Below are 23,098 nucleotides of genomic sequence, written 5' to 3' on the forward strand. Positions count from 1 at the left end.
GCACTGAGCAGCCCGCGACCGACCATGAACAACGAAAACAACAAGGTCGATGGTCACAGCTCGACACAAAGACGCGGTAATGCTCATGAGCAAAATGGACGCCTTCGCCCAGGCAGGAAAGACTGCAGTGATGCAGAACATCCAGGGGACCATGCAGTTTCTGCAACGCTTTCCACCGTTCAATCAGATGGAGAACGCCCACCTGGCGTTTCTCGTCGAACAGTGCCAACTGCGGTTCTATGCGGCCAATGACAGCATCATCAAGCCCAGCGACGGTCCGGTCGAGCACTTCTACATCGTCAAGCAAGGCCGGGTGGTCGGCGAGCGCCAGCACGTCACCCGCCCCGGCACCGAAACCACGTTCGAGATCACCAGCGGCGAGTGCTTCCCCCTGGCCGCCCTGCTCGGCGAACGGGCTACCCGCACCGAACACCTGGCCGGCGAAGACACCTTCTGCCTGCAATTGAACAAGGCCGCGTTCATCCGCCTGTTCACCCTGTCCGAAGCGTTTCGCGACTTTGCCCTGCGCGGGGTCAGCAGCCTGCTCGATCAGGTCAACCAGCAGGTCCAGCGCCGCGCGGTGGAAACCCTCGGCAACCAGTATTCACTGAACACCCGCCTGGGCGAACTGGCCATGCGTCATCCGGTGGTCTGCGATCCGGCCACGCCGCTGCGTGAGGCCGTACGCCTGATGCACGAGCAGCAGGTCGGCAGCATTGCCATTGTCGATGAGCAACGCTTCCCGATCGGTATCTTCACCCTGCGCGACCTGCGCCAGGTGGTGGCCGATGCCAGCGCCGACTTCACCCAGCCGATCAGCCGGCACATGACCGCCTCGCCTTTCTACCTGAGCCCGCAGGCCAGCGCCTTCGATGCTGCCATCGCCATGACCGAGCGGCATATTGCCCACGTCTGCCTGGTCGAAGAGCGGCGCTTGTGCGGCGTGGTGTCCGAGCGTGACCTGTTCTCCCTGCAACGGGTCGACCTGGTCCATCTGGCACGCACCATCCGCCATGCCAGCCGAGTCGAAAACCTGGTGTCGCTGCGCGGCGAGATCAGCCAGCTGGTCGAGCGCATGCTGGCCCACGGTGCTTCGTCTACGCAGATCACCCAAATCATCACCCTGCTCAACGACCATACCGTATGCCGGGTCATCGAGCTGGCGATCGAAGACAAGGGCGACCCGGGCGTGCCGTTCAGCTGGCTTTGCTTTGGCAGTGAAGGGCGCCGCGAACAGACCCTGCACACCGACCAGGACAACGGCATTATTTTCGAAGCACGCGATGCTGCCCATGCCGCCGACATTCGCGGCCGCCTGCTGCCGCTGGCCCAACACATCAACCAGGGCCTGGCGCAGTGCGGCTTCAGCCTGTGCAAAGGCAACATCATGGCCGGCAACCCCGAGCTGTGCCTGTCCCGCGCTGAGTGGGCACGGCGCTTTGCCGCTTTCATTCGCGAAGCCACGCCGGAAAACCTGCTGGCTTCAAGCATCTACTTTGACCTGCGGGTGGTCTGGGGCGATGAACAGGCCTGTGAACAACTGCGCCAGAGCATCCTCGAGCAAGTGGCCGACAACCGTCTGTTCCAGCGCATGATGGCCGAGAATGCCCGGCGTCAGCGGCCGCCGGTGGGGCGCTTTCGTGAGTTCGTGCTGACCCGCCAGGGCAATGACAAAGCCGCCACCCTCGACCTCAAGGTCCAGGGCCTGACGCCGTTTGTCGATGGCGCACGCCTGCTGGCCCTGGCCAATGGCATCGTTGCCAACAACACGCTGGAGCGCCTGCGCCAGTTGGTGGCCAAGGAAGTGATCGACCCGCTCGACGGCGCCGCTTATGAGGAGGCCTACCACTTCATCCAGCAAACCCGCATGCAGCAACATCAACTGCAGAGCCGGCAAAACCTGCCGTACTCCAACCGGGTCGACCCCGACAGCCTCAACCACCTGGACCGGCGCATCCTGCGCGAGTCCCTACGCCAGGCCCAGCGCCTGCAAAGCAGCCTGGCCCTGCGGTACCAGCTATGAGCCTGTTTGCCTGGCTACGCCCCAGCCAACCGCGGCTCGACGAACACCTGCGCCAGCGCGTGGAACAACTGACGGCCCCGGCACCACTGGCCGAACACAGCCTGCGCCAGCAGCACTGGGTAGTGCTCGACCTGGAAACCAGCGGCCTGAATCTCAACCGTGACCAGGTGCTGTCGATCGGCGCGGTGGTGATCGAAGACGGCGCCATCGACTTCAGTCAGCAGTTCGAGCGCACGCTGAACCAGCGCGATCACAAGCTCACCTCCAGCGTGCTGATCCACGGCCTGGGCCCCAGTGCCATCGCTGCAGGTTGCGAGCCGGCCGAAGCCCTGCTCGCGCTGATGGACTTTATCGGCGACAGCCCACTGCTGGCCTTTCATGCGCCCTTCGACCAGCGCATGCTCGGCCGCGCCCTGAAAGACCACCTGGGCTATCGCCTGCAGCATCCGTTCCTGGATGTCGCCGAGCTGGCCCCCCTGCTCAACCCGCAGGTCACCCTGCGCGAAGCCGGGCTGGACGACTGGACCGCCTACTTCGGCCTGCAAGCCGCCGAGCGCCATAACGCCAGTGCCGATGCCATGGTGACTGCCGAGCTGGCGCTGATCCTGTTCAGCCAGGCCCGGCGCCAGCAACTGGACAGCCCGGCGCTGCTTGACCAGCAACTGCAGCGGCTGCGCAGGCGTCGGCAACAAAGTCATGGTTTTTAAGCATCATCCGATGAGTGTGAATTGCGTCTGATGGGGAGCTTCTGCGACAATCGCGAATAATTCTCGTTAGTTAACGCATCTTTTCGGGGAACGCCTTGTCGTCTGTGCAAAGCCCACACACTGAGCTGGTCGGTGCGCTGTACCGTGACCATCGCAGTTGGCTGCTCGCCTGGCTGCGGCGCAACATCGCCTGCGCCGAGCGCGCCGAAGACCTGAGCCAGGACACTTTCGTGCGCCTGCTCGGGCGCGCGCAATTGCCTGCGCCGCGCGAACCCCGGGCGTTCCTCCTGGCCATCGCCAAAGGCCTGCTGTTCGACCACTTTCGCCGTGCAGCACTGGAGCAGGCGTATCTGGCCGAGTTGATGCTGATGCCCGAGGCCGAGCATCCCTCCCCTGAACAACAGCAGCTGATCCTCGAAGACCTCAAGGCCATCGACCGCCTGCTCGGCAAGCTGTCGAGCAAGGCACGGGCGGCCTTCCTGTACAACCGCCTGGACGGCCTGGGCCATGCCGAGATTGCCGAGCGCCTGGGTGTGTCCGTCTCACGGGTACGCCAGTACCTGGCCCAGGGCCTGCGCCAGTGTTATGTGGCGCTGTATGGTGAGCCGACATGAACAACAAGCCGGTTTCGGCGCGCGTGCTGGATGCCGCGATCGCTTGGCAGCTGTGCCTGGACTCGGGCACTGGTAACGCCGATGAGCGCGCCGAGTTCGCCCGCTGGCATGCCGCCAACGAAGAGCACGCCCGCGCCTGGATGCAACTGGGCATGCTCGACCAGCGTTTCAGTGCCGCAGCCGGCCCTGCGCGCCAGGCCCTGTTGCAGTCCCGCGCCGGTCTGCGCCAGCGGGTGCGCAAGCTAGGCGGTGGCCTGGCCAGCCTGATGCTGGTGGTTGGCCTGCTGAGCTGGGTCAATGCCCATCAGTCGCTAGGCTACTGGCTGGCCGACCAGCGCACCGGCACTGGCGAGCAGCGCACCCTGCGCCTGACCGACGGCACCCTGATCAGCCTCAACACCCATTCGGCAGTGGACATCCGCTTCGACGAGAAACAACGCCTGATCGTGTTGCACGAAGGCGAAATCTCCATCGAGACCGGCCACAAGGATGATCGGCCGTTCGTGGTCAGCACTGAAGACGGCCGCATGCGGGCGCTGGGTACGCGCTTTCTGGTCAAGCTCGAAGGCCAGGGCACGCGCCTGAGCGTGCTGCAGTCGGCGGTGGCTGCCCGGCCACAGGACAGTGGCGACGAGCAGATCCTCAAGGAAGGCCAACAAGTGCTGATGAGTCACGACCGCCTGGGCCGCATCGATAGCCTGGCCGCCGGTGCCGATGCCTGGACCCGCGGCATGCTGGTGGTCGACAACGTACGCCTGGCCGATCTGATTGACGAACTGGGGCGCTATCGCAGCGGGCATCTGGGGGTTGCTGCGGATGTAGCCGACCTGCGCATCACCGGCAGCTTCCCGCTCAACAATACCGACCTGGCACTGACCTCGTTGCTGCCGACCTTACCGGTGCAGATCGAGCAACGTACACCGTGGTGGGTGACGGTGGTGGCTAAACGCGATACGCACTGAGCCCTATCGCGGGGCAAGCCCGCTCCTACAGGAGCTGGTTTGCCCCGAAAGCAGCCTGAAATAAAAATCGAAATTATTTCCACTACCCTCTGACACTTTTCCCAACTCACTCGGCAAGGAAGCTAGTTAGCACTTACTTCCGTCGAGGAGCCGCTGTATGTCCCGCGCTTTTGAGAACGTTCTGCGTCCCGGCCTGCTGGCCGTGGCCATTGCCCTGGCAGCACCTCTGGCGAGCAGCCCGCTGATTGCCGCCGAACAATCGGCCAGCCTGCGCAGCTACAACCTGCCCGCCGCCCCGCTGTCGACCACGCTCAACCAGATCGCCAGCCAGGCCGGCATCGCCCTGACCCTGGACCCGAGCCTGGCCAGCGGCCGCACCTCGGCGCCGGTCAGCGGACAGTACGACGGCGTCGGCGCCCTGCAAGCGGCCTTGCGCGGCACCGGCCTGCAACTGCAGCAGAGCAGCGCCGGCACCTACAGCCTGATCGCCGCCCCCGAAGGCACCCTGGCCCTGCCGGAAACCAGCGTCAACGCCCGCAGCGACTACGAAAGCGCCTGGGGCCCGGCCACCGGCTTCACCGCCACCCGCACCGCAGCCGGTACCAAAACCGATACACCGATCGTTGAAGTGCCGCGCTCGATGAGCGTGATCACCCGCGAGCAACTGGACGACCGCCAGATCCTCAACCTCAACGACGCCTTGCGCTATACCGCCGGCGTACAGAGCAGCGGCTACGCCTCCGACCCCCGCGCCGACTGGCTGCGGGTACGCGGTTTCGACCCGACCCAGTTCCTTGACGGCCTGCCGTTGCCCAAAGGCTCGTTCGCCAACCCGAAAGTCGAGCCATGGAACCTGGAGCGCATCGCCGTGCTGCGCGGCCCGGCATCGTCGGTTTACGGCCAGACCCCACCCGGCGGCATGCTCGACATGGTCAGCCGCCGCCCCCAGGCGCAAAGCGCCCACCAGATCGAAGCGCAGGTTGGCAGCAACAACCATCGCCAGATCAACTTCGACAGCACCGGCAAAATCGATGACGACGGCCAGTTCCTTTACCGCGTCAGCGGCGTCGTCCGCGACAGTGACTCGCCAACCGACCATGTCCCGGACAAGCGCTATAACCTTGCGCCAAGCCTGACCTGGAACATGGATGAAGACACCAGCCTGACCTTCATCACCCAGTTCACCCGTGACGATACCGGTATCAGTGGCCAGTTCCTGCCGCTGCAGGGCACCAAGCTGGGCTCGCCGGCCGGCGACATCTCCCATCACAAGAACCTCGGCGACCCGGACTGGGAATTCTACGATCGCACCTACTACGCCCTGGGCTATGCCTTCGAGCACCGTCTGAACGATGTCTGGCAGTTCCGTCAGAACCTGCGCTACACCAAGAGCGACCTGTCGTTCCAGGGCATCAACGTCGCGACCATGAACAACGACACGATCCAGCCTGACGGCACCGTTCCTCGCGAGACCGGCATCGTCAACGAAGACATCAGCCAGTTCGCCGTCGACAACAACTTCCAGGCCGACTTCCAGACCGGCGCCCTGAGCCATACCCTGCTGATCGGCCTCGACCACCAGCGCTCGAACACCAACTACCGCTGGGACTACGGCCTGAGCTACAGCGTACCGCCAGGCAATGTGATCAACCCGCCGTACGGCCAGGACTTTTCCAAGGTGGATTACTTCACCATGTACGACTACGGCCAGAAAACCCGCCAGACCGGCTTCTACGTGCAAGACCAGATCGCCCTCGACAACTGGCGCCTGACCCTGGGCGGGCGTGAAGACTGGGTACACACCGGCACCACCTTCCACAATCAGAACGATGCGACCAGCACCGAACGCGACAAGGCCTTTACCGGCAACATCGGCCTGAGCTACGTGTTCGACAACGGCGTGACCCCGTACATCTCCTACACCGAGTCGTTCCAGCCAACTACCGGCGCCGCCGTCGCCTCCACGGATTCGTTCAAACCGACCGAAGGCCGCCAATACGAAGTCGGCATCAAGTACCAGCCGGTTGGCAGCCAGAACCTCTACACCGCTGCCGTGTATGACCTGCGCCAGGACAACGTGAAAGTCACCGAAGGCAACATTACCCAGCAGGTTGGCCAGTTGCAGGTCCGCGGCCTTGAGCTGGAGGCCACCACACAGGTGACCGAAAACCTCAAGCTGATCGGCTCCTACAGCTACACCGACACCGAGATCCTCAAGGGTGCGGCCAACGAGCAAGGCAACCGCATGGCGCTGATCCCGCGCAACCAGGCGACCCTGTGGGCGGACTACACCTGGCACAACGGCCTGCTCGACGGCTTTGGCGTCGGCGGTGGCGTGCGTTATGTCGGTGACAACTACGGCAACACCACCAACACCGATCTCGGTTATGTCGGCTCCTACACCGTCTACGATGCGTCGGTGCACTACGACCTGGGCCGCAAGGTCAGCACGCTCAAAGGCATGACCGTCGCCGTCGAAGCCAAGAACCTGTTCAACAAGGACTACCTGGCCAACTGCGACGGCTACTGGTGCTACTACGGTGACGAGCGCAACGTCGTTGCCAGCGTCAACTACAAGTTCTAAGGCCCTGGATGAACAGCCGAACCATTCGCCGCTGGTCCTTCGTCCACACCTGGGCCAGCCTGATCTGCACCCTGTTCCTGCTGATGCTGGCAGCCACCGGCTTACCGTTGATCTTCCATCACGAGATCGACGACCTGCTGGGCGATGCCCCCGAGCTCAAGCAGATGCCGGCCGACACACCCAAGCTCGATTTGCAGGAACTGGTGCTCAAGGCCCAGGCCCATCGCCCTGGCGAGGTGATGCAGTACTTCGGCTGGGATGAGGACGACAGCAACGGCGTGATCGCAATCATGGCCGCCACCGCAGGCACCGAACCGAATTCGTCGCACACGTTCATGCTCGATGCACGCAGCGGCGAAGCGGTGGAAATGCCTTCGGCCAACGGCGGCTTCATGATGACCATGCTGCGCCTGCATGTGGACATGTTCGCCGGGCTGCCCGGCAAGCTGCTGCTGGCGTTCATGGGCCTGTTGTTCGTGGTGGCGATCGTCTCCGGCGTGGTGCTCTATGCGCCATTCATGCGCCGGCTGAAGTTCGCTACCGTGCGCAACGACAAGTCCACGCGCCTGCGCTGGCTCGACCTGCACAACCTGATCGGCATCGTCACCCTGACCTGGGCGCTGGTGGTTGGGGTTACCGGGGTCATCAGCGCCCTGTCGGATCTGGTCATCGCGGCGTGGCGCAACGAAAGCCTGACGGCGATGGTCGCGCCTTACCGCGATGCACCGCCGCTAACGGATCTGGCGCCGGTCAGTCGGGTTCTGGATATCGCTGCGCGTGCCGCGCCAGGCATGCAGCCGGATTTCATCGCCTTCCCCGGCACGCGTTTCTCCAGCGAGCATCACTATGCGGTGTTCATGAAGGGCAGCACCCACCTGACCGCACACCTGCTGACCCCGGTGCTGATCGACGCCAGTAACCTTGAAGTCACCGCCATCGGCGACCGGCCCTGGTACATGGACGCCATGGGCCTGTCGCAGCCACTGCACTTCGGTGACTACGGCGGCCGGCCGATGCAAGTTCTCTGGGCAGTGCTGGATGTGCTGACCATCATCGTGCTGGGTAGCGGGGTGTACCTGTGGGTAGTGCGCCGACGGGCCAGCAAGCCGGTTGCTGTGGCACAAGCGGAGACGGTGCAATGAAGCGCAAGTCGTCAAACTTCTGGAGCGTGTTCGGCATGCCAGTGGCGATAGCCCTGGTGGGCGCGCTGGGGCTGTTTGCCGCCTTGCTTGGCGATGGTTGGTGGGATGCCCTGGCCTGGGCGGGGTTGGGCTTGCCAGCGCTGTACAGCTTGCGCGGCTTGGCTCGATAGCAATCGCGGGGCAAGCCCCGCGATGCGGTTTTATCAGTCCGCCAGCTTCGGCAGGCACTCATCCAGGCGCTTGTACAGCGCACTGCCAGCGGGCCAGTTGCGCAACAACCGCGCCCGATCACGGGCAAAAGCCTGGGCAAAGCTCATCTGGGTAGCGTGATGACACATGGCATCCAGATCGATCAGCGACCATTGGCCGTCCTGCCAGAACAGGTTGTGGCCCTTCATGTCGCCGTGGCTGATGCGCTCGTGGATCAACTGAGCGAGCAGGTGCTGCAAGGCCTGCAGTTGCTCCTCGGGCACCTCGCCGGATTCGACATACGGCGCGAAACAGGCCAACAGATCCGGGCCATCAGCGTACTCGGTGACCAGATAGGCGCGGCTGCGCAAGCCCATGAAGCGCAGCTCCTGCACCGCCAGCGGCTTGGGCGTGGCAATGCCGAGAAACTCCAGGCGATGCCCTTCGATCCACGAATGCCAGGCCCGGCTCGGGCGCCAGAAGCGCTTGAACCAATGGGCAGTGTTCTTGATGTTATAGCGTTTGAGCACCAGTGGCCGGCCATTGACCTCAACCTTGGCCACGCTGGCGGCGCCGCCGGTCTTGTACAGGTGGCCCTGGTCGATCAGGGTATCGGCCTGCTCCAGCACCGGCAGCATGGCGACCACTTCGTTGCGACGAATTGAACGCAGGCCCGACGCGCCGCGCTCGACGCTGAACAGCGTGCACTCGCGCCCGGCCTTGTCGAGGTAGTCCTTCAGACGCCAACTGCGCACCTTGTCGATCTGCTTCTGCAGGGCTTCCAGCGGCAGCGCGTGCTCGGCGTTGGCCAGCAGGTAATGCACCAGCAGCTCTTCGATAAAGGGCTCCAGACGCTTGGGCAACTGGGCGAACAATACCCCGAGGTTCTGCAACACCTGTTGGCGCGACAGCGGCTGGCCAAGGGTTTCGGCCTTGATCCCGGCGCCATCGATCAAATACAGCTGGCCGTTATGGCGCAGCAGGTTGTCCAGGTGCAAGTCGTCCTGCCACAGGCCCTTGGCGTGCATCTGCGCCACCGCCGTCAGGGCTTCGCCGAGCACCAGGTGCTGTTCATCGGCCAGCGGCGGCAGGGCTTCGACTTCAGCCCAGGCATCGGCCAGGCTCACGGCGTTTTCGAGAAACTCGAACAGCAGCCAACCGCCCTCGCCTTCGCGCAAACCATCGGCCAGCAGCAGCGGCGTGGTCAGGCCCTGGGCCGCCAGCAGCCGCGCACCTTCCAGTTCACGCTGAAAATGCCGGGCGGCGCTGCTGCCGACCAGCAACTTGGCCAACACCGGCTTGCCACGCCAGATCCCGGCGCCAACATAGCGCTGGCCCGGCAGCACCCGCAGCAGGCTGAGCAACTGCAGCTCGGCGCTGCCAGCGGCGTCGGCCAGGCTGATGTTCAGGGGCAGGTCCGGGCTGCGCCCGGCATCCTTGAGTTCGGACAATCGCATCAGCGAGCCTCTTTCTCACGGCGGCGGCGCGTCAGGCGCTGCAGCCAGGTATCAACCAGCGGGCTATCGGTGGGCTGGTCCAGGTAGGACGAGAGCATCACCCGCACTTCAGCTTCGCTCCAGATCGGTGCCCGGCGCAACAGCGGCTCAAGATCCTTGAGCCGGTCGCGCATGCCCAGCAACAATGGCCGGGTCTTCTCCAGGTCGATCAGTTGCGCCTGCCAGCTGTCGCTGCGGCTGCGCAGGAAGATGTGCTTGGGGTAGAAGCAGCCATGCACCTGGTTGGCGGTGTGCAGGGTACGCGCCAGTTGCCCGCAGGCACGCAGGATGCCCTGGCGCTGGCCGATGTCCAGTTGTGGCCACTGCCCCAGCAGGCTGTCCAGATCGCTCCAGTCATCCAGGGCACGGGTCATGAGGATCGCCCGACGCTCGCCTTCGACCTTGCGCTCGCCGTAGTACACCGCCTGCAATGCAGGGATACCGAGCTTCTGGTAGCGGCTGATATTGCGAAACTCGCGGGCGAAGGTTGGCTCGCCGAACGGTCGGTGCAAGGTGCGGGTCAGGTAGTCGCTCTGGCGCTTGAGGTAATAGCCCTTGCCTTCAAGCTCCAGGCGATAGACGCTGCTCCAGCCGCCACGGCCGGTGTTGGGCTCGTCCACCGCATCGAGCTGCAGCGCCCACAGCTGATCGAAACCGTTGAGGCCATGGCGCTCAAGCAGCGCCACATCGGCACTGGAGAGAAAATCAGTCATTCGCGTCCCTCGAAAAACGTCACCACATGGCGAATGCGGCGTTTGTCCGATTCATTCAGACGCTCGCGCCCGCGGTAATGCAGGTAAAAGCGCAGTCGCTGGGTGTTCGACAAGTGATATTTGGCCACTTTGTCCAGGCACGCCAGGTCTTTGGTGATGCGGTAACGCAGCATGAAGCCCCACCAGAAATCGCCGGTCGGGCAGTCGATGAAAAATAGCGTGGCCTGGTCATCCACCAGCAGGTTGCGCCACTTCAGGTCGTTATGGGTGAAGTGGTGGTCATGCATGATCCGCGTGTGTCGCGCCAGCTGACGGCTGATGTGGTCGACCCAGCCGCGATCGGCCAGGCGTGCATCGTTGCGCTCGGCCAGCGCCGAGAGGTCTTCGGTGCGCGGCAGCTCGCGGGTGATCATCGCCCCGCGGCCAAAAGCCAGGCCATTACGCTCAAGGCCGAAGGCGACCACTTCAGCGGTGGGAATGTCCCACTTGGCGAACTGCTTGAGGTTCTGCCATTCAGCCTTGATTCGCGGGCGCCCGAGGTAGCGGCGCAGGCCTTTGCCAGCGCCGGTATAGCGCTTGACGTAATAGTTGACCCCCTCGCGCTCGACACGGATCACTTCGCTCAGCGGGTCGTGGGTCAGGCGCTCGCCCTTGAGGGCGAACACCGCTTCGATACTGCCAAAATCCGTCGCCAGGGCCTGGTAGGCAGGCTCCAGTTTCCAACCCGCCATCAGAGCGCGTCTCCGTACCGTTGTTTACGCTCGTAGAGCTTCTGCGCCTTGCCTTCCAGCCAGGCCAGCAGCCCGGCTTCCTCGGCGAGGATCTGCCGTAGCGGCTGCTGAAAGTAACCACGCAAGAAGCGCAACTTGTCGCGCCGGGTCAGGCCGATGTCCAGCGCCGAGAAGTACAGCGCGGCCAGGTCCTTGTCACGCCAGCGGTGGGAGATTTTCGCCCGGGTCTGGGCGCGGTGCAGGTCGATAACCGACAACTTGAAATCATCGGCCGTCACCGGCCGGTCGGTGTGCAGCAAGAAATGGCAGATGTAGCAGTCGCGGTGGTTGACCCCAGCGCGGTGCATCATGCCGGTCATGCGTGCCACTTCGGCGATCAGCGCACGCTTGAGACGCGGCGCGGGCGGCTGCTTGACCCAGTCGATGCTGAAGTCTTCGAGGCTGACGGTCGGCGCCAGTTCTTCGGTGACGATAAACGAATGCTGGGCAGCCGGGTTATCACCACGCTCACCATAGGCCACTGCGGTCATGGTCGGCACGCCCACTTCATGCAGGCGCTGGATTGCCTGCCATTCCTGGCCGGCGCCGAGCACCGGCAGCTTGGCGGTGAACAGGTTCTTGAAGATCTCGCCCCAGCCGATGCCGCGGTGGATCTTGACGAAATAGCCGCGGCCTTCGACTTCGGTGCGCAGGGTACGGCGGCCTTCCAGCTCGCGGTACACCTCGCCTTGCAAGGCCTCGACGGCCTCGAAGGCATCGCGCCCGGCCCACAGGCGCTTGAACGGCTCAGCCAGTATCAGTTTCATGCGCGCTCCTGCGCCAGGATCACGTCGGCAGCATGCTCGGGCATGCTGTAGAGGTCGGCCGTGTCGGCAAATGCCAGGCCATTGCGCGCCCACGCGGCGCGTGCCTGGCCGTCTTCGAGCATACGCTGCAGGTAGCGGTTGAGCTGCTCCTGCTCGAACGGCTCATCGAGCACCAGGCCGCTGTCGGCTTCGGCAATGTAATGGGCATAGCCGCACACGGCCGAGACCAGTACCGGCAGCCCGGCGACCAGCGCTTCGAGCAGCACGGTGCCGGTGTTTTCGTTGTAGGCCGGGTGGATCAGCAGGTCGGCGCCGAGCAGAAAGCGCGGGATATCGCTGCGGCCCTTGAGGAACTGCACCTGCTCGGTCAGGCCGAGGGTCGCGCTTTGCAGCTGGAACACCTTGGGGTCGTCCTGGCCGATGACCATCAGCCGCGTGCGCTTGCGCAAGGCCGGTGGCAAGGCCGCCAGGGCCTTGAGGCTGCGGTCGACGCCCTTGGTCTTAAAGCCCGAGCCGATCTGCACCATCAGCAGTTGATCGTCTTTCAGCTCGAACTCGCGGCGGAACTCGGCACGGATCTGGGCGGCATTGGCCGGTGCCCGGCGATCCTGGCTGATACCCGGTGGCAGCAGGTGGAAGCGCTCGATCGGGGTGTCGTAATGCTTGATGAACAGCGGTTGCTGAACCTCGGAGATCATCAGGATCTCGGTCCTGGCCTCCTTGGCGAACACTGCCCGCTCGTACTCGGCAAAGTGCCGGTAGCGGCCCCAGCGCCGGTACAGCGAGTTGCGCAGGTTCTGCGCCTTGTCTTCAAAGCAGCCGTCGGCGGCATAGTACACGTCCAGCCCGGGCATCTTGTTGAAGCCGATCAGGCGATCGACCGGGCGCTTGGCCAGGTCCGCGCCCATCCAGGCGCTGAGCTTCTCGTTGCGCCGATGGTTGAACAGCGCCTTGACCGGCGCCACCAGCACTTCGAAGCCCTCCGGCACATCGCCTTCCCAGATCAGCGTGTAGACGCGGATCTGGTGACCGCGACGCTGGCACTCCAGGGCAATGCGCATGAAGTCGCGCTGCAGGCCGCCGAAGGGGAAATACTTGTATAGAACAAAAGCCAGTTGCATCAACGAACATCCTCAGCCAGCAGCAACGCGCGCAATTGGCTCGCCACACGCTCGGGATTCAGGCGAGTGAAGCACAGCGGCCACTCGCGTTTGAGATCGAACCGGCGCTGGTCATCAGCGCTCGGTTTGTAGGTACATTTCTTCTGCAGGCACGGCGCGCAGGCAAAATCGCTGGCGATATGCACCTGGGATTTGCCATAGGCACCAGTGAGCCCCGGGTTGGTCGGGCCGAACAGCGACAGGGTCGGCACATCCAGTGCCGCCGCCAGGTGGCCGAGGCCGGTATCCACGGCAATGCAGGCCTTGGCTGCGGCCAGTACGCGGGCGACTCCGACCAGGTTCAGCTTGGGCAGCACCTGGCAGTTGCTCAGGCCCTTGGCGATGCGCTCGGCCCGCGCCTGCTCGGCCGCGTTGCCCCACGGCAGGCGTACCTGCAGGCCTTGCTGGCCGAGGCGTTCGGCCAACTGGCGCCAGTAGGCTTCCGGCCAATGCTTGGTCGCCCAGGTGGTACCGTGCAGGAACACCACGAACGGCGCCGCTGGCGGCAGCTGCAGGCGATTGAGGTCCAGACCGTAATCACCGAGCCCGGCCGGCAGGTTGTAGCCCAGCGCCAGGGCGAAAAGCTGGCGCACCCGCTCCACCGCATGCTGGCCGCGCTCCACCGACAAACGCCGGTCGTAGAAACGGCTCGACAGCCCTTCACGGGCCGAATAGCGGTCCATGCCGGCCACCGGCGCCTTGACGTAACGGGTCAGCCAGGCCGATTTGACCAGGCCCTGGGCGTCGATCACCAGGTCGTACTTGCTCTCGCGCAGACGCTGCTTGAACTGGCGCCACTCGCCGCTCTTGAAGGTTTGCCAGAGGTTCTTGCGCCAGCGGCGGATGGCCACCGGGATGATCTTGTCTACCGCCGGGTGCCAGCTGGGGATCTCGGCAAAGCCTTCTTCGACCACCCAGTCGAAGCGGATGCCAGGGATTGCCCGGGCAGCGTCGGTCAGCGCCGGCAGCGCATGGATCACATCGCCCAGGGACGAAGTCTTGATCAGCAGTACCCGCACTTACTCGACCTCGGCCATGACGTCGATCAGGTTCGGACCGTTCAGGCGCTGCAGCGCAGCTTCCACGGCTTCCGGCTCCAGCTGACGCAAGCAGTTGTAATGGCCGAACCGGCAGGTACGGTCGAAGCAGGGGCTGCAGTCCAGACCCAGGCGCACCACCTCGACCTGATCGGCCAGAGGCGGGGTGAAGCCCGGCGAGGTCGAGCCATAAACGGCCACCAGCGGACGGTTCAGCGCCGCAGCCACGTGCATCAGCCCGGAATCGTTGGACACCACCGCATCGCTGCACGACAACAGGTCGATGGCCTCGGCCAGCGAGGTCTCGCCGCTGAGGTTGCTCGCCTCTTCGCGCAGGCCCGGGATCAAGCGCCCACGAATGGCTTCGCCGACCGCGTGGTCGTTCTTCGAACCAAACAGCCAGACTTGCCAGCCTTGGCGGATCTTGCTCTCCGCAACCTTGGCGTAATGCTCCGACGGCCAGCGCTTGGCTTCACCGAATTCGGCGCCAGGGCACAACGCCAGAACCGGGCGGTCCAGGCTCAGGCCGAACTTGGCCAGGGCCGCGTCGCGGCTCTGTGCCTGGATCTGCAGGCGCGGGCGCGGGTACGGCTGCGGCAGTTCGGCGCCGGCCGGATAGGCCAGGGCCATGAAGCGCTCGATCATCAGCGGGTACTTGGCCTTGTCGAGCTTGCGCACGTCGTTGAGCAGGCCGAAACGCAACTCGCCGCGCCAGCCGGTACGCTTGGGGATGCCGGCAAAGAACGGCACCAACGCCGACTTCAGCGAGTTGGGCAACAGGATCGCCTGGTCGTACTGGCCGGCCAGGGACTTGCCGATACGCCGGCGCGTAGCCAGCTCGAGCGCTCCGTGGCCGAGCGGGAAGCTCAAGGCCTGGCGGACTTCGGGCATGCGCTCAAGGATCGGCCGGCTCCACTCGGGGGCCAGCACATCGATCACACATTCCGGGTGACGCTGCTTCAGGCACTGGAACAACGTCTGCGCCATTACCATGTCGCCCACCCAGCTGGGGCCAATGATCAAAATTCTCATGCTTTATCCAGAAACGATCAGGGAGGCTGCAAACTGTTCGCGAACAGCCTGGCCTCCCCTCTTTATATTCAGGCTATATGTCGACCAGTGTACGCCACTCGGGCTGTACTGTGGTCGTGGCAGGCGTCCTGGTGCCTGAACCGCCTGGCCGATATATCAACTCAAGCCTAGCTGCGACCAGATCCGCCGCACCTCCTGGCGCTCCTGAACGAACTGTTCGGCGTCGATCACCCCGGCCTGCTTCTGCAGGGCCTGGCGGTGCGCGGCGGAACGGAACGCCTTGTACACCTCGCGCAGCAGCACAGCATCGCTGGCGGGCATCAGCCCGGCCTGCTCGAGCTCTTCGAGGATGCGGATATTGTCGGTCCAGCGCAGCAGTGCCGGATGGTCGTGAGACCATGCCAAAGCGGCGTATTGCACCATAAATTCGATATCGACGATACCACCGGCATCCTGCTTGATATCGAAGGGCACGCCGGCATCGAAGGCATTGGCCGCCGTCCCGGCGGCGCTGAGCTTGGTGCCGAGGTTGTCGCGCATCTTGGCGCGCATCTCGCTGACTTCGGCCTGCAGCTTGGGCAGGTCGCGGGCCTGGCCGAGAATGCGTGCACGCACGGCCTCGAACGCCGCGCCCACCTGCGGGCAACCGACCAGCACCCGGGCGCGAACCAGGGCCTGATGTTCCCAGGTCCAGGCTTCGTTCTGCTGGTAGCGCTCAAAGGCGCCCAGCGAGCTGACCAGCAAACCTGAGGCACCCGAGGGACGCAGGCGCATATCCACGTCGTAGAGCTGGCCGGAGTTGGTCTGGGTGGTCAGCAGGTGAATGATGCGCTGGCCCAGGCGGGTGAAGAACTGCGCGCTGTCGATCGGCTTGGCACCGTCGGTATCAGCCTGCGGGTCACCGTCGTGGATGAACACCAGGTCCAGGTCCGAGCCGTGGCCCAGCTCGATGCCGCCAACCTTGCCATAGCCGACAATAATGAAGCCCGGATCGCACAGGCTGCCGTCGCTGCGCTTGGGCTGGCCGTGACGGCTCACGGTCTGGCGCCAGGCCAGGGCCAGCACCTGGTTGAGGATGGCTTCGGCCAGCCAGGTCAGGTAGTCGCTGACTTTCATCAACGGCAGGTTGCCAGCGATTTCCGAAGCGGCCACGCGCAGGCTGTGGGCCAGCTTGAAGTGGCGCAGGGCTTCCATTTGCTGTTCAAGGTCGTCTTCGGGGATGCGCGTCAGCCGCTCGCGCAACTCGGCGGCCAGTTCCGGGGCCTGCGGCGGGCTGAACAGGCGCCCCTCGTTGAGCAGCTCGTCGAGCAGCAGCGGGAAACGGGTGATCTGTTCGGCGATCCACGGGCTGGCGGCGCACAGGGTCAACAGACGGCGCAGCGCCCCGGGGTTTTCGGTGAGCAGCACCAGGTAGGCCGAACGCCGGGCTACGGCTTCGACCAGCGGCAACACCCGCTCCAGCACCAGGTCCGGGTCGGCGTGCTCCACCGCCTGGGCCAGCAAACGTGGAATAAAGGCATCCAGACGCTCACGACCCAAGCGCTGCATGGCCCGCAACTGCGGGCTGACACGCAGGCCGGCCAGCTGCTTGAGGGCCTTTTGCGGGTCGGCGAAACCGGCGTCCTGCAACTGACGGCAGGCGGCCTCTTCATTCTGGGCTTCTTCCCACAGCGGCAGCCATTCGCCGCCGACGATCACTTCGCCTTCTTCATTCTCGTCTTCGTCCGGGTCGGCAATGACCTGGCGGAAGTGCCAGTCGATACGCCCACGCCAGTGCATCAGCTGGGCATGGAAGCTCGGCCAGTCGGCAAAGCCGAGCATGAAGGCAATCCGCGCACGGTCCAGTTCAGCGTCCGGGAGCATCTGGGTCTGGCGGTCGGCAATGGCCTGGATCGCGTGCTCGGTATAACGCAAAAATTCATAGCCTTCGCGCAGCTCGGCAATTACCGCCGACGGCAGGTAGCCCTGGCCTTCGAGGGTCGACAGCACCTTGAGCAATGGCCGCTGCTGCAGGCTCAGGTCGCGCCCGCCGTGGATCAACTGGAAGGCCTGGGCAATAAACTCGACTTCGCGGATGCCGCCGGCACCCAGCTTGATGTTCTCGGCCATGCCCTTGCGCCGCACTTCCTGCTGGATCAGCTGCTTCATGGTGCGCAGCGCTTCGATCGCCGAGAAGTCCAGGTAACGCCGGTAAACGAAGGGCCGCAGCAGATCCAGCAACTGCGCGCCGGCGACCTGGTCACCGGCAACTACCCGCGCCTTGATCATTGCGTAGCGTTCCCAGTCGCGGCCCTGGTCCTGGTAATACTGCTCCAGGGCATTGAAGCTGAGCACCAGGGCGCCGGCCGAGCCGTAAGGGCGCAGGCGCATATCGACACGGAACACGAAGCCGTCGACGGTGATCGGGTCCAGGGCCTTGATCAGGCGCTGGCCCAGGCGGGTGAAAAACTCCTGGTTGTCCAGCGAGCGCTTGACCCCTTCCGTTTCACCGCCTTCAGGGAAGGCGAAGATCAGATCGATGTCCGACGACAGGTTCAGCTCCACCGCGCCGAGCTTGCCCATGCCCAGCACCACCATGTGCTGCGGCTGGCCGCTGCGATGACCGATCGGCGTGCCGAACTGCTGGCAGTGGCGCGGGTACAACCAGTTGTAGGCCTGATCGATAGAAGCGTCGGCAAGGTCGGACAGATCGCGGCAGGTCTGCACCAGATCAGCCTGGCGGGTCAGGTCACGCCAGATGATCCGCACCTGCTGGCGGCTGCGCTGGCGGCGCAGGTTGCGCGCCAGTTCGTCTTCGCTCTCGGCAGCCTGGGCAGCAGCAGCGATCTGGGTGCACAGCTCGCCCGGGGCAAAGGCCCGGTCGAGTTCGCCACTGGCGGCCAGATCAACCAGCATCGCCGGGTCGCGCACTACCTGTTCAAGGACGAAATCACTGGCCGCGGCTACCCGGGCGAACTGCGCCCAGCGGTCGGCGCTCCAGTCTTCGACAGTCAGTTCAGGTTGCAGGGCAACAGCCGCACGAAACGATTGCGCGTTGCGGCTGACCAACGCGGTGAAAGTGGCCGGCAGTTCGGCCAGCAAAGGCAGGCTCATGGTCTATCCTTGATCGGCGAGATTGGATTGGCAGCGAGCGGACTGGGGAACCCTGACCACGGTTGGACTGTCGTACAAAAGTTAGAAATAGCTGAAAAAACTGATTTTATGGCAGAAACCATCGCAGCAAACCTTTTCTTAACTTGTTTTTAACCACCGGTATCGATTTTTCCCACAACCCGAACAGCGGCCACGAGCCATTTTTCTGTAGTTTTACTACTGCCCGATCACCTCAAAAGCATGAAATGGTGATTCATTTGTAGTAAAACTACACAACGCCGGTACACTCTCCGGTAATCCAAGAATTTTATGTCGTCTGCCCAAAAGGCCAGTCGCAAACTCAGGCAACCGATTCTGGAAGCCTTTCCGCCCTGGAGCAAGCCATGCAAGACCTCGATCCCGTCGAAACCCAGGAATGGCTGGACGCCCTGGAGTCGGTTCTCGACAAAGAAGGCGAAGACCGCGCTCACTACCTGATGACCCGTATGGGCGAGCTGGCCACCCGTAGTGGCTCTCAGCTGCCATATGCCATCACCACGCCATACCGCAACACCATTCCCGTCACCCACGAAGCACGCATGCCTGGCGACCTGTTCATGGAACGCCGCATTCGCTCGTTGGTGCGTTGGAACGCGCTGGCCATGGTAATGCGCACCAACCTGAAAGACTCGGACCTGGGCGGCCACATTTCGAGCTTCGCCTCCAGTGCCACCCTGTACGACATCGGCTTCAACTACTTCTTCCAGGCTCCGACCGACGAGCACGGCGGCGACCTGATCTACTTCCAGGGCCACGCCTCGCCTGGCGTCTATGCCCGTGCGTTCATGGAAGGCCGGATCAGCGAAGACCAAATGAACAACTTCCGTCAGGAAGTCGATGGCAAGGGCCTGTCGTCCTACCCACACCCATGGCTGATGCCTGACTTCTGGCAGTTCCCGACCGTTTCCATGGGTCTGGGCCCGATCCAGGCGATCTACCAGGCGCGTTTCATGAAGTACATGGAAAGCCGTGGCTACATTCCTGCCGGCAAGCAGAAGATCTGGTGCTTCATGGGCGACGGCGAGTGCGACGAGCCGGAATCCCTGGGCGCGATCTCCCTGGCTGGCCGCGAGAAGCTGGACAACCTGATCTTCGTCATCAACTGCAACCTGCAGCGCCTCGACGGCCCGGTTCGCGGCAACGGCAAGATCATCCAGGAACTTGAAGGCGTATTCCGTGGCGGTGGCTGGAACGTCAACAAAGTGGTCTGGGGCCGTTTCTGGGACCCATTGCTGGCCAAGGACGTCGACGGCATCCTGCAACGCCGCATGGACGAAGTCATCGACGGCGAGTACCAGAACTACAAGGCCAAGGACGGTGCATTCGTCCGTGAGCACTTCTTCAACACTCCAGAGCTCAAGGCCATGGTCGAAGACCTGTCCGACGACGAGATCTGGAAGCTCAACCGTGGCGGTCACGACCCGTACAAGGTCTACGCGGCCTACCACCAGGCGGTCAACCACAAAGACCAGCCGACCGTCATCCTGGCCAAGACCATCAAGGGTTATGGCACCGGTGCTGGCGAAGCCAAGAACACCGCGCACAATACCAAGAAGGTCGACGTCGACAGCCTGCGTCACTTCCGCGACCGCTTCGACATCCCGGTCAAGGACGAAGAGCTGGAAAACCTGCCGTTCTTCAAGCCTGAAGAAGGCAGCGCCGAGGCCCGTTACCTGGCCGAACGCCGCAGCGCCCTGGGTGGCTTCGTGCCACAGCGCCGCGCGAAGAGCTTCAGCATCCCGACGCCACCACTGGAAACCCTGAAGGCGATCCTCGACGGCTCGGGCGACCGTGAAATCTCCACCACCATGGCCTTCGTGCGGATCCTCGCGCAACTGGTCAAGGACAAGGAAATCGGCCAGCGCATCGTCCCGATCATCCCGGACGAAGCCCGTACCTTCGGTATGGAAGGCATGTTCCGCCAGTTGGGCATCTACTCGTCCGTCGGCCAGCTCTACGAGCCAGTCGATAAAGACCAGGTGATGTTCTACCGCGAAGACAAGAAGGGCCAGATCCTCGAAGAAGGCATCAACGAAGCGGGCGCCATGTCCTCCTTCATCGCAGCCGGTACTTCGTACTCGAACCACAACCAGCCGATGCTGCCGTTCTACATCTTCTACTCGATGTTCGGCTTCCAGCGGATCGGCGACCTGGCCTGGGCCGCTGGCGACAGCCGCACCCGTGGCTTCCTGATCGGCGGTACCGCCGGCCGTACCACCCTCAACGGTGAAGGCCTGCAGCACGAAGACGGTCACAGCCACATGCTGGCCGCGACCATCCCGAACTGCCGCACCTATGATCCGACCTACGGCTACGAGCTGGCGGTGATCATCCAGGACGGCATGAAGAAGATGACCGAAGAGCAACAGGACGTCTTCTACTACATCACCGTGATGAACGAGTCCTACCAGCAGCCAGCCATCCCGGCCGGTGTCGAGGAAGGCATCATCAAGGGTATGTACCTGCTCGAGGAAGACACCCGCGAAGCTGCGCACCACGTTCAGTTGCTGGGCTCCGGCACCATCCTGCGTGAAGTGCGCGAAGCGGCGAAGATCCTGCGTGAAGAGTTCAACGTTGGCGCCGACGTCTGGAGCGTTACCAGCTTCAACGAACTGCGTCGCGACGGCCTGGCCGTAGAGCGCAGCAACCGCCTCAAGCCTGGTCAGAAACCTCAGGTTACCTACGTCGAAGAGTGCCTGGCTGGCCGCAAGGGCCCGGTCATCGCCTCCACCGACTACATGAAGCTGTTCGCCGAACAGATTCGCCAGTGGGTACCGAGCAAAGAGTTCAAAGTCCTGGGTACCGATGGCTTCGGTCGCAGCGACAGCCGCAAGAAGCTGCGTCACTTCTTCGAAGTCGACCGTCACTTCGTGGTGCTGGCTGCCCTGGAAGCCTTGGCTGACCGTGGCGATATCGAACCTAAGGTCGTGGCTGAAGCCATCACCAAGTTCGGCATCGACCCGGACAAACGCAACCCACTGGACTGCTGAGGAGTATTTTTAAGTGAGCGAACTCATTCGCGTACCTGACATCGGCAGCGGTGAAGGTGAAGTCATCGAGCTGTTCGTCAAAGTTGGCGACCGTATCGAAGCCGACCAGAGCATCCTGACCCTGGAATCGGACAAGGCGAGCATGGAAATCCCTGCTCCCAAGGCCGGTGTGGTCAAGAGCCTGAAGGTCAAGCTGGGCGACCGCCTGAAAGAAGGCGACGAACTGCTGGAACTGGAAGTCGAGGGCGCCGCTGCTGCGGCCCCAGCGGCTGCCGCCCCTGCCGCAGCGCCTGCTGCTGCGCAACAACCTGCTGTTGCCGAGGCCCCTGCGGCCCCGGCCGCTGCACCGGCGGCGGCCACCGTTCAGGACATTCATGTTCCGGACATCGGCTCCTCGGGCAAGGCCAAGATCATCGAGCTGCTGGTCAAGGTTGGCGATACGGTCGAAGCCGACCAGTCGCTGATCACCCTGGAATCGGACAAAGCCTCGATGGAAATCCCGTCGCCGGCTGCCGGCGTGGTGGAAAGCATCGGCGTCAAGCTCGAAGACGAAGTCGGCACTGGCGACTTCATCCTCAAGCTCAAAGTCCAGGGCGCCGCCGCGCCAGCACCAGCGCCTGCCGCTGCTGCTCCGGCTGCCAAGGCTGAAGCCGCCCCTGCTGCTGCACCTGCTCCGGCTGCCAAAGCCGAGGCCGCACCAGCGCCTGCCGCTGCCCCTGCACCAAACGGTGCCAAGGTTCACGCCGGCCCTGCCGTGCGTCAGTTGGCCCGTGAGTTCGGCGTCGAGCTGAGCGCAGTTGCCGCCAGCGGCCCGCACGGTCGTGTGCTCAAAGAAGACGTGCAGGTTTACGTCAAGGCCATGATGCAGAAGGCCAAGGAAGCTCCAGCCGCCGGTGCCACCGGTGGTGCTGGCATCCCGCCGATCCCGGAAGTCGATTTCAGCCGCTTCGGCGAAATCGAAGAAGTGCCGATGACCCGCCTGATGCAGATGGGTGCTACCAACCTGCATCGCAGCTGGCTGAACGTTCCTCACGTTACCCAGTTCGACAGCGCCGACATCACTGAGCTGGAAGCCTTCCGCGTTGCGCAGAAAGCCGTTGCAGAAAAGGCCGGCGTCAAGCTGACCGTACTGCCGCTGCTGCTTAAGGCCTGTGCTCACCTGCTCAAGGAACTGCCGGACTTCAACAGCTCGCTGGCGCCTAGCGGTAAAGCGATCATCCGCAAGAAGTACGTCAACGTCGGTTTTGCCGTCGACACTCCGGATGGTCTGCTGGTACCGGTAATCAAGAACGTCGACCAGAAGAGCTTGCTGCAACTGGCTGGCGAAGCGGCGGCCCTGGCTGAAAAAGCCCGGACCAAGAAGCTGTCGGCTGACGACATGCAAGGTGCCTGCTTCACCATCTCCAGCCTCGGCCACATTGGCGGCACTGGCTTCACGCCGATCGTCAACGCGCCGGAAGTGGCGATCCTGGGTGTTTCCAAGGCCACCATCCAGCCTGTCTGGGACGGTAAAGCCTTCCAGCCGAAGCTGATGCTGCCGCTGTCGCTGTCCTACGATCACCGCGTGATCAACGGCGCCGCTGCTGCGCGCTTCACCAAGCGCCTGGGCGACCTGCTGACCGACATCCGCACCATGCTGTTGTAATTGCTGTTTCCTGTCTCCCCTGCCGGGGAGACAGGCTCCCTTTTCGAGCTGCCACGCTCGTACCTCAACCCCGTCATTTTGGCGGGGCTTTTTTTATCTGCTGGAATGGTCCCCCTGTGGAAGCGGCGATGCGGC

Annotated in this window: 17 protein-coding genes; 9 read left to right on the top strand and 8 right to left on the bottom strand. The window is 63.6% G+C overall.

Annotated elements, in window-relative coordinates; translation table 11 throughout:
• Positions 1-85 precede the first annotated feature (85 nt).
• From BV82_RS24775 to BV82_RS24805, 7 genes are all read left to right on the top strand, one after another.
• Positions 86-2,023 (top strand): DUF294 nucleotidyltransferase-like domain-containing protein, encoded by a 1,938-nt coding sequence (locus BV82_RS24775; protein ID WP_036995078.1) that lies wholly within the window; start codon positions 86-88, stop codon positions 2,021-2,023.
• On the top strand, positions 2,020-2,730 hold the full coding sequence (locus BV82_RS24780) for a 3'-5' exonuclease (RefSeq protein ID WP_036995035.1): 711 nt from the start codon (positions 2,020-2,022) through the stop codon (positions 2,728-2,730). The genes BV82_RS24775 and BV82_RS24780 overlap by 4 nt, the downstream gene beginning before the upstream one ends.
• Positions 2,731-2,825: 95 nt before the next feature.
• Complete coding sequence (locus tag BV82_RS24785; protein WP_010221393.1) at positions 2,826-3,344, top strand: RNA polymerase sigma factor; 519 nt, start codon at positions 2,826-2,828, stop codon at positions 3,342-3,344.
• Entirely contained in the window at positions 3,341-4,306 is a 966-nt protein-coding gene (locus BV82_RS24790; protein ID WP_036995034.1) for a FecR domain-containing protein, read from the top strand. The genes BV82_RS24785 and BV82_RS24790 overlap by 4 nt, the downstream gene beginning before the upstream one ends.
• Before the next feature lie 157 nt (positions 4,307-4,463).
• Positions 4,464-6,890 carry a TonB-dependent siderophore receptor gene (locus tag BV82_RS24795; protein ID WP_036995033.1) on the top strand — a complete coding sequence of 809 codons (2,427 nt, stop codon included), beginning with the start codon at positions 4,464-4,466 and terminating at the stop codon, positions 6,888-6,890.
• Positions 6,891-6,898: 8 nt separating this feature from the next.
• Positions 6,899-8,032, top strand: coding sequence for a PepSY-associated TM helix domain-containing protein (locus BV82_RS24800; protein ID WP_036995032.1), 1,134 nt, complete (start codon positions 6,899-6,901; stop codon positions 8,030-8,032).
• Positions 8,029-8,202: a hypothetical protein gene (locus BV82_RS24805; RefSeq protein WP_162835456.1), complete on the top strand. Its 174-nt coding sequence runs from the start codon at positions 8,029-8,031 to the stop codon at positions 8,200-8,202. Before BV82_RS24800 ends, BV82_RS24805 begins: the two co-directional genes overlap by 4 nt.
• 33 nt (positions 8,203-8,235) lie before the next feature.
• On the opposite strand, the gene BV82_RS24810 is transcribed toward BV82_RS24805, so the two are convergent.
• The 8 genes from BV82_RS24810 to glnE all read right to left on the bottom strand — a co-directional run bounded on the left by BV82_RS24810 (position 8,236) and on the right by glnE (position 18,289).
• Positions 8,236-9,678, bottom strand: a complete 1,443-nt coding sequence (locus BV82_RS24810; protein WP_010221388.1) for a lipopolysaccharide kinase InaA family protein — start codon at positions 9,676-9,678, stop codon at positions 8,236-8,238.
• Positions 9,678-10,430: a lipopolysaccharide kinase InaA family protein gene (locus BV82_RS24815; protein WP_010221387.1), complete on the bottom strand. Its 753-nt coding sequence runs from the start codon at positions 10,428-10,430 to the stop codon at positions 9,678-9,680. The genes BV82_RS24810 and BV82_RS24815 overlap by 1 nt, the downstream gene beginning before the upstream one ends.
• Positions 10,427-11,161 carry a lipopolysaccharide kinase InaA family protein gene (locus BV82_RS24820; RefSeq protein ID WP_036995031.1) on the bottom strand — a complete coding sequence of 245 codons (735 nt, stop codon included), beginning with the start codon at positions 11,159-11,161 and terminating at the stop codon, positions 10,427-10,429. Before BV82_RS24820 ends, BV82_RS24815 begins: the two co-directional genes overlap by 4 nt.
• Positions 11,161-11,967 carry a lipopolysaccharide core heptose(I) kinase RfaP gene (rfaP, locus tag BV82_RS24825; RefSeq protein ID WP_036995030.1) on the bottom strand — a complete coding sequence of 269 codons (807 nt, stop codon included), beginning with the start codon at positions 11,965-11,967 and terminating at the stop codon, positions 11,161-11,163. The genes BV82_RS24820 and rfaP overlap by 1 nt, the downstream gene beginning before the upstream one ends.
• A complete protein-coding gene (locus BV82_RS24830; protein WP_010221383.1) occupies positions 11,964-13,088 on the bottom strand; it encodes a glycosyltransferase family 4 protein in 1,125 nt (374 codons plus the stop codon). The genes rfaP and BV82_RS24830 overlap by 4 nt, the downstream gene beginning before the upstream one ends.
• A complete protein-coding gene (gene waaC, locus BV82_RS24835) occupies positions 13,088-14,146 on the bottom strand; it encodes a lipopolysaccharide heptosyltransferase I (protein ID WP_010221382.1) in 1,059 nt (352 codons plus the stop codon). Before waaC ends, BV82_RS24830 begins: the two co-directional genes overlap by 1 nt.
• Positions 14,147-15,196: a lipopolysaccharide heptosyltransferase II gene (gene waaF / locus BV82_RS24840; protein ID WP_036995029.1), complete on the bottom strand. Its 1,050-nt coding sequence runs from the start codon at positions 15,194-15,196 to the stop codon at positions 14,147-14,149. It lies immediately after the preceding gene.
• 156 nt (positions 15,197-15,352) lie between these two features.
• Positions 15,353-18,289, bottom strand: a complete 2,937-nt coding sequence (glnE, locus tag BV82_RS24845; protein ID WP_036995028.1) for a bifunctional [glutamate--ammonia ligase]-adenylyl-L-tyrosine phosphorylase/[glutamate--ammonia-ligase] adenylyltransferase — start codon at positions 18,287-18,289, stop codon at positions 15,353-15,355.
• 383 nt (positions 18,290-18,672) lie between these two features.
• Here glnE and aceE point away from each other — a divergent pair, with 383 nt between their 5' ends.
• Both aceE and aceF read left to right on the top strand, forming a co-directional pair.
• Positions 18,673-21,318, top strand: a complete 2,646-nt coding sequence (aceE, locus tag BV82_RS24850) for a pyruvate dehydrogenase (acetyl-transferring), homodimeric type (RefSeq protein WP_010221378.1) — start codon at positions 18,673-18,675, stop codon at positions 21,316-21,318.
• Between the two features lie 13 nt (positions 21,319-21,331).
• Positions 21,332-22,963, top strand: a complete 1,632-nt coding sequence (gene aceF / locus BV82_RS24855) for a dihydrolipoyllysine-residue acetyltransferase (RefSeq protein WP_036995027.1) — start codon at positions 21,332-21,334, stop codon at positions 22,961-22,963.
• Positions 22,964-23,098: the final 135 nt, after the last annotated feature.

The organism is Pseudomonas donghuensis, from assembly GCF_000696345.2.
Classification (GTDB): Bacteria; Pseudomonadota; Gammaproteobacteria; order Pseudomonadales; family Pseudomonadaceae; genus Aquipseudomonas; species Aquipseudomonas donghuensis.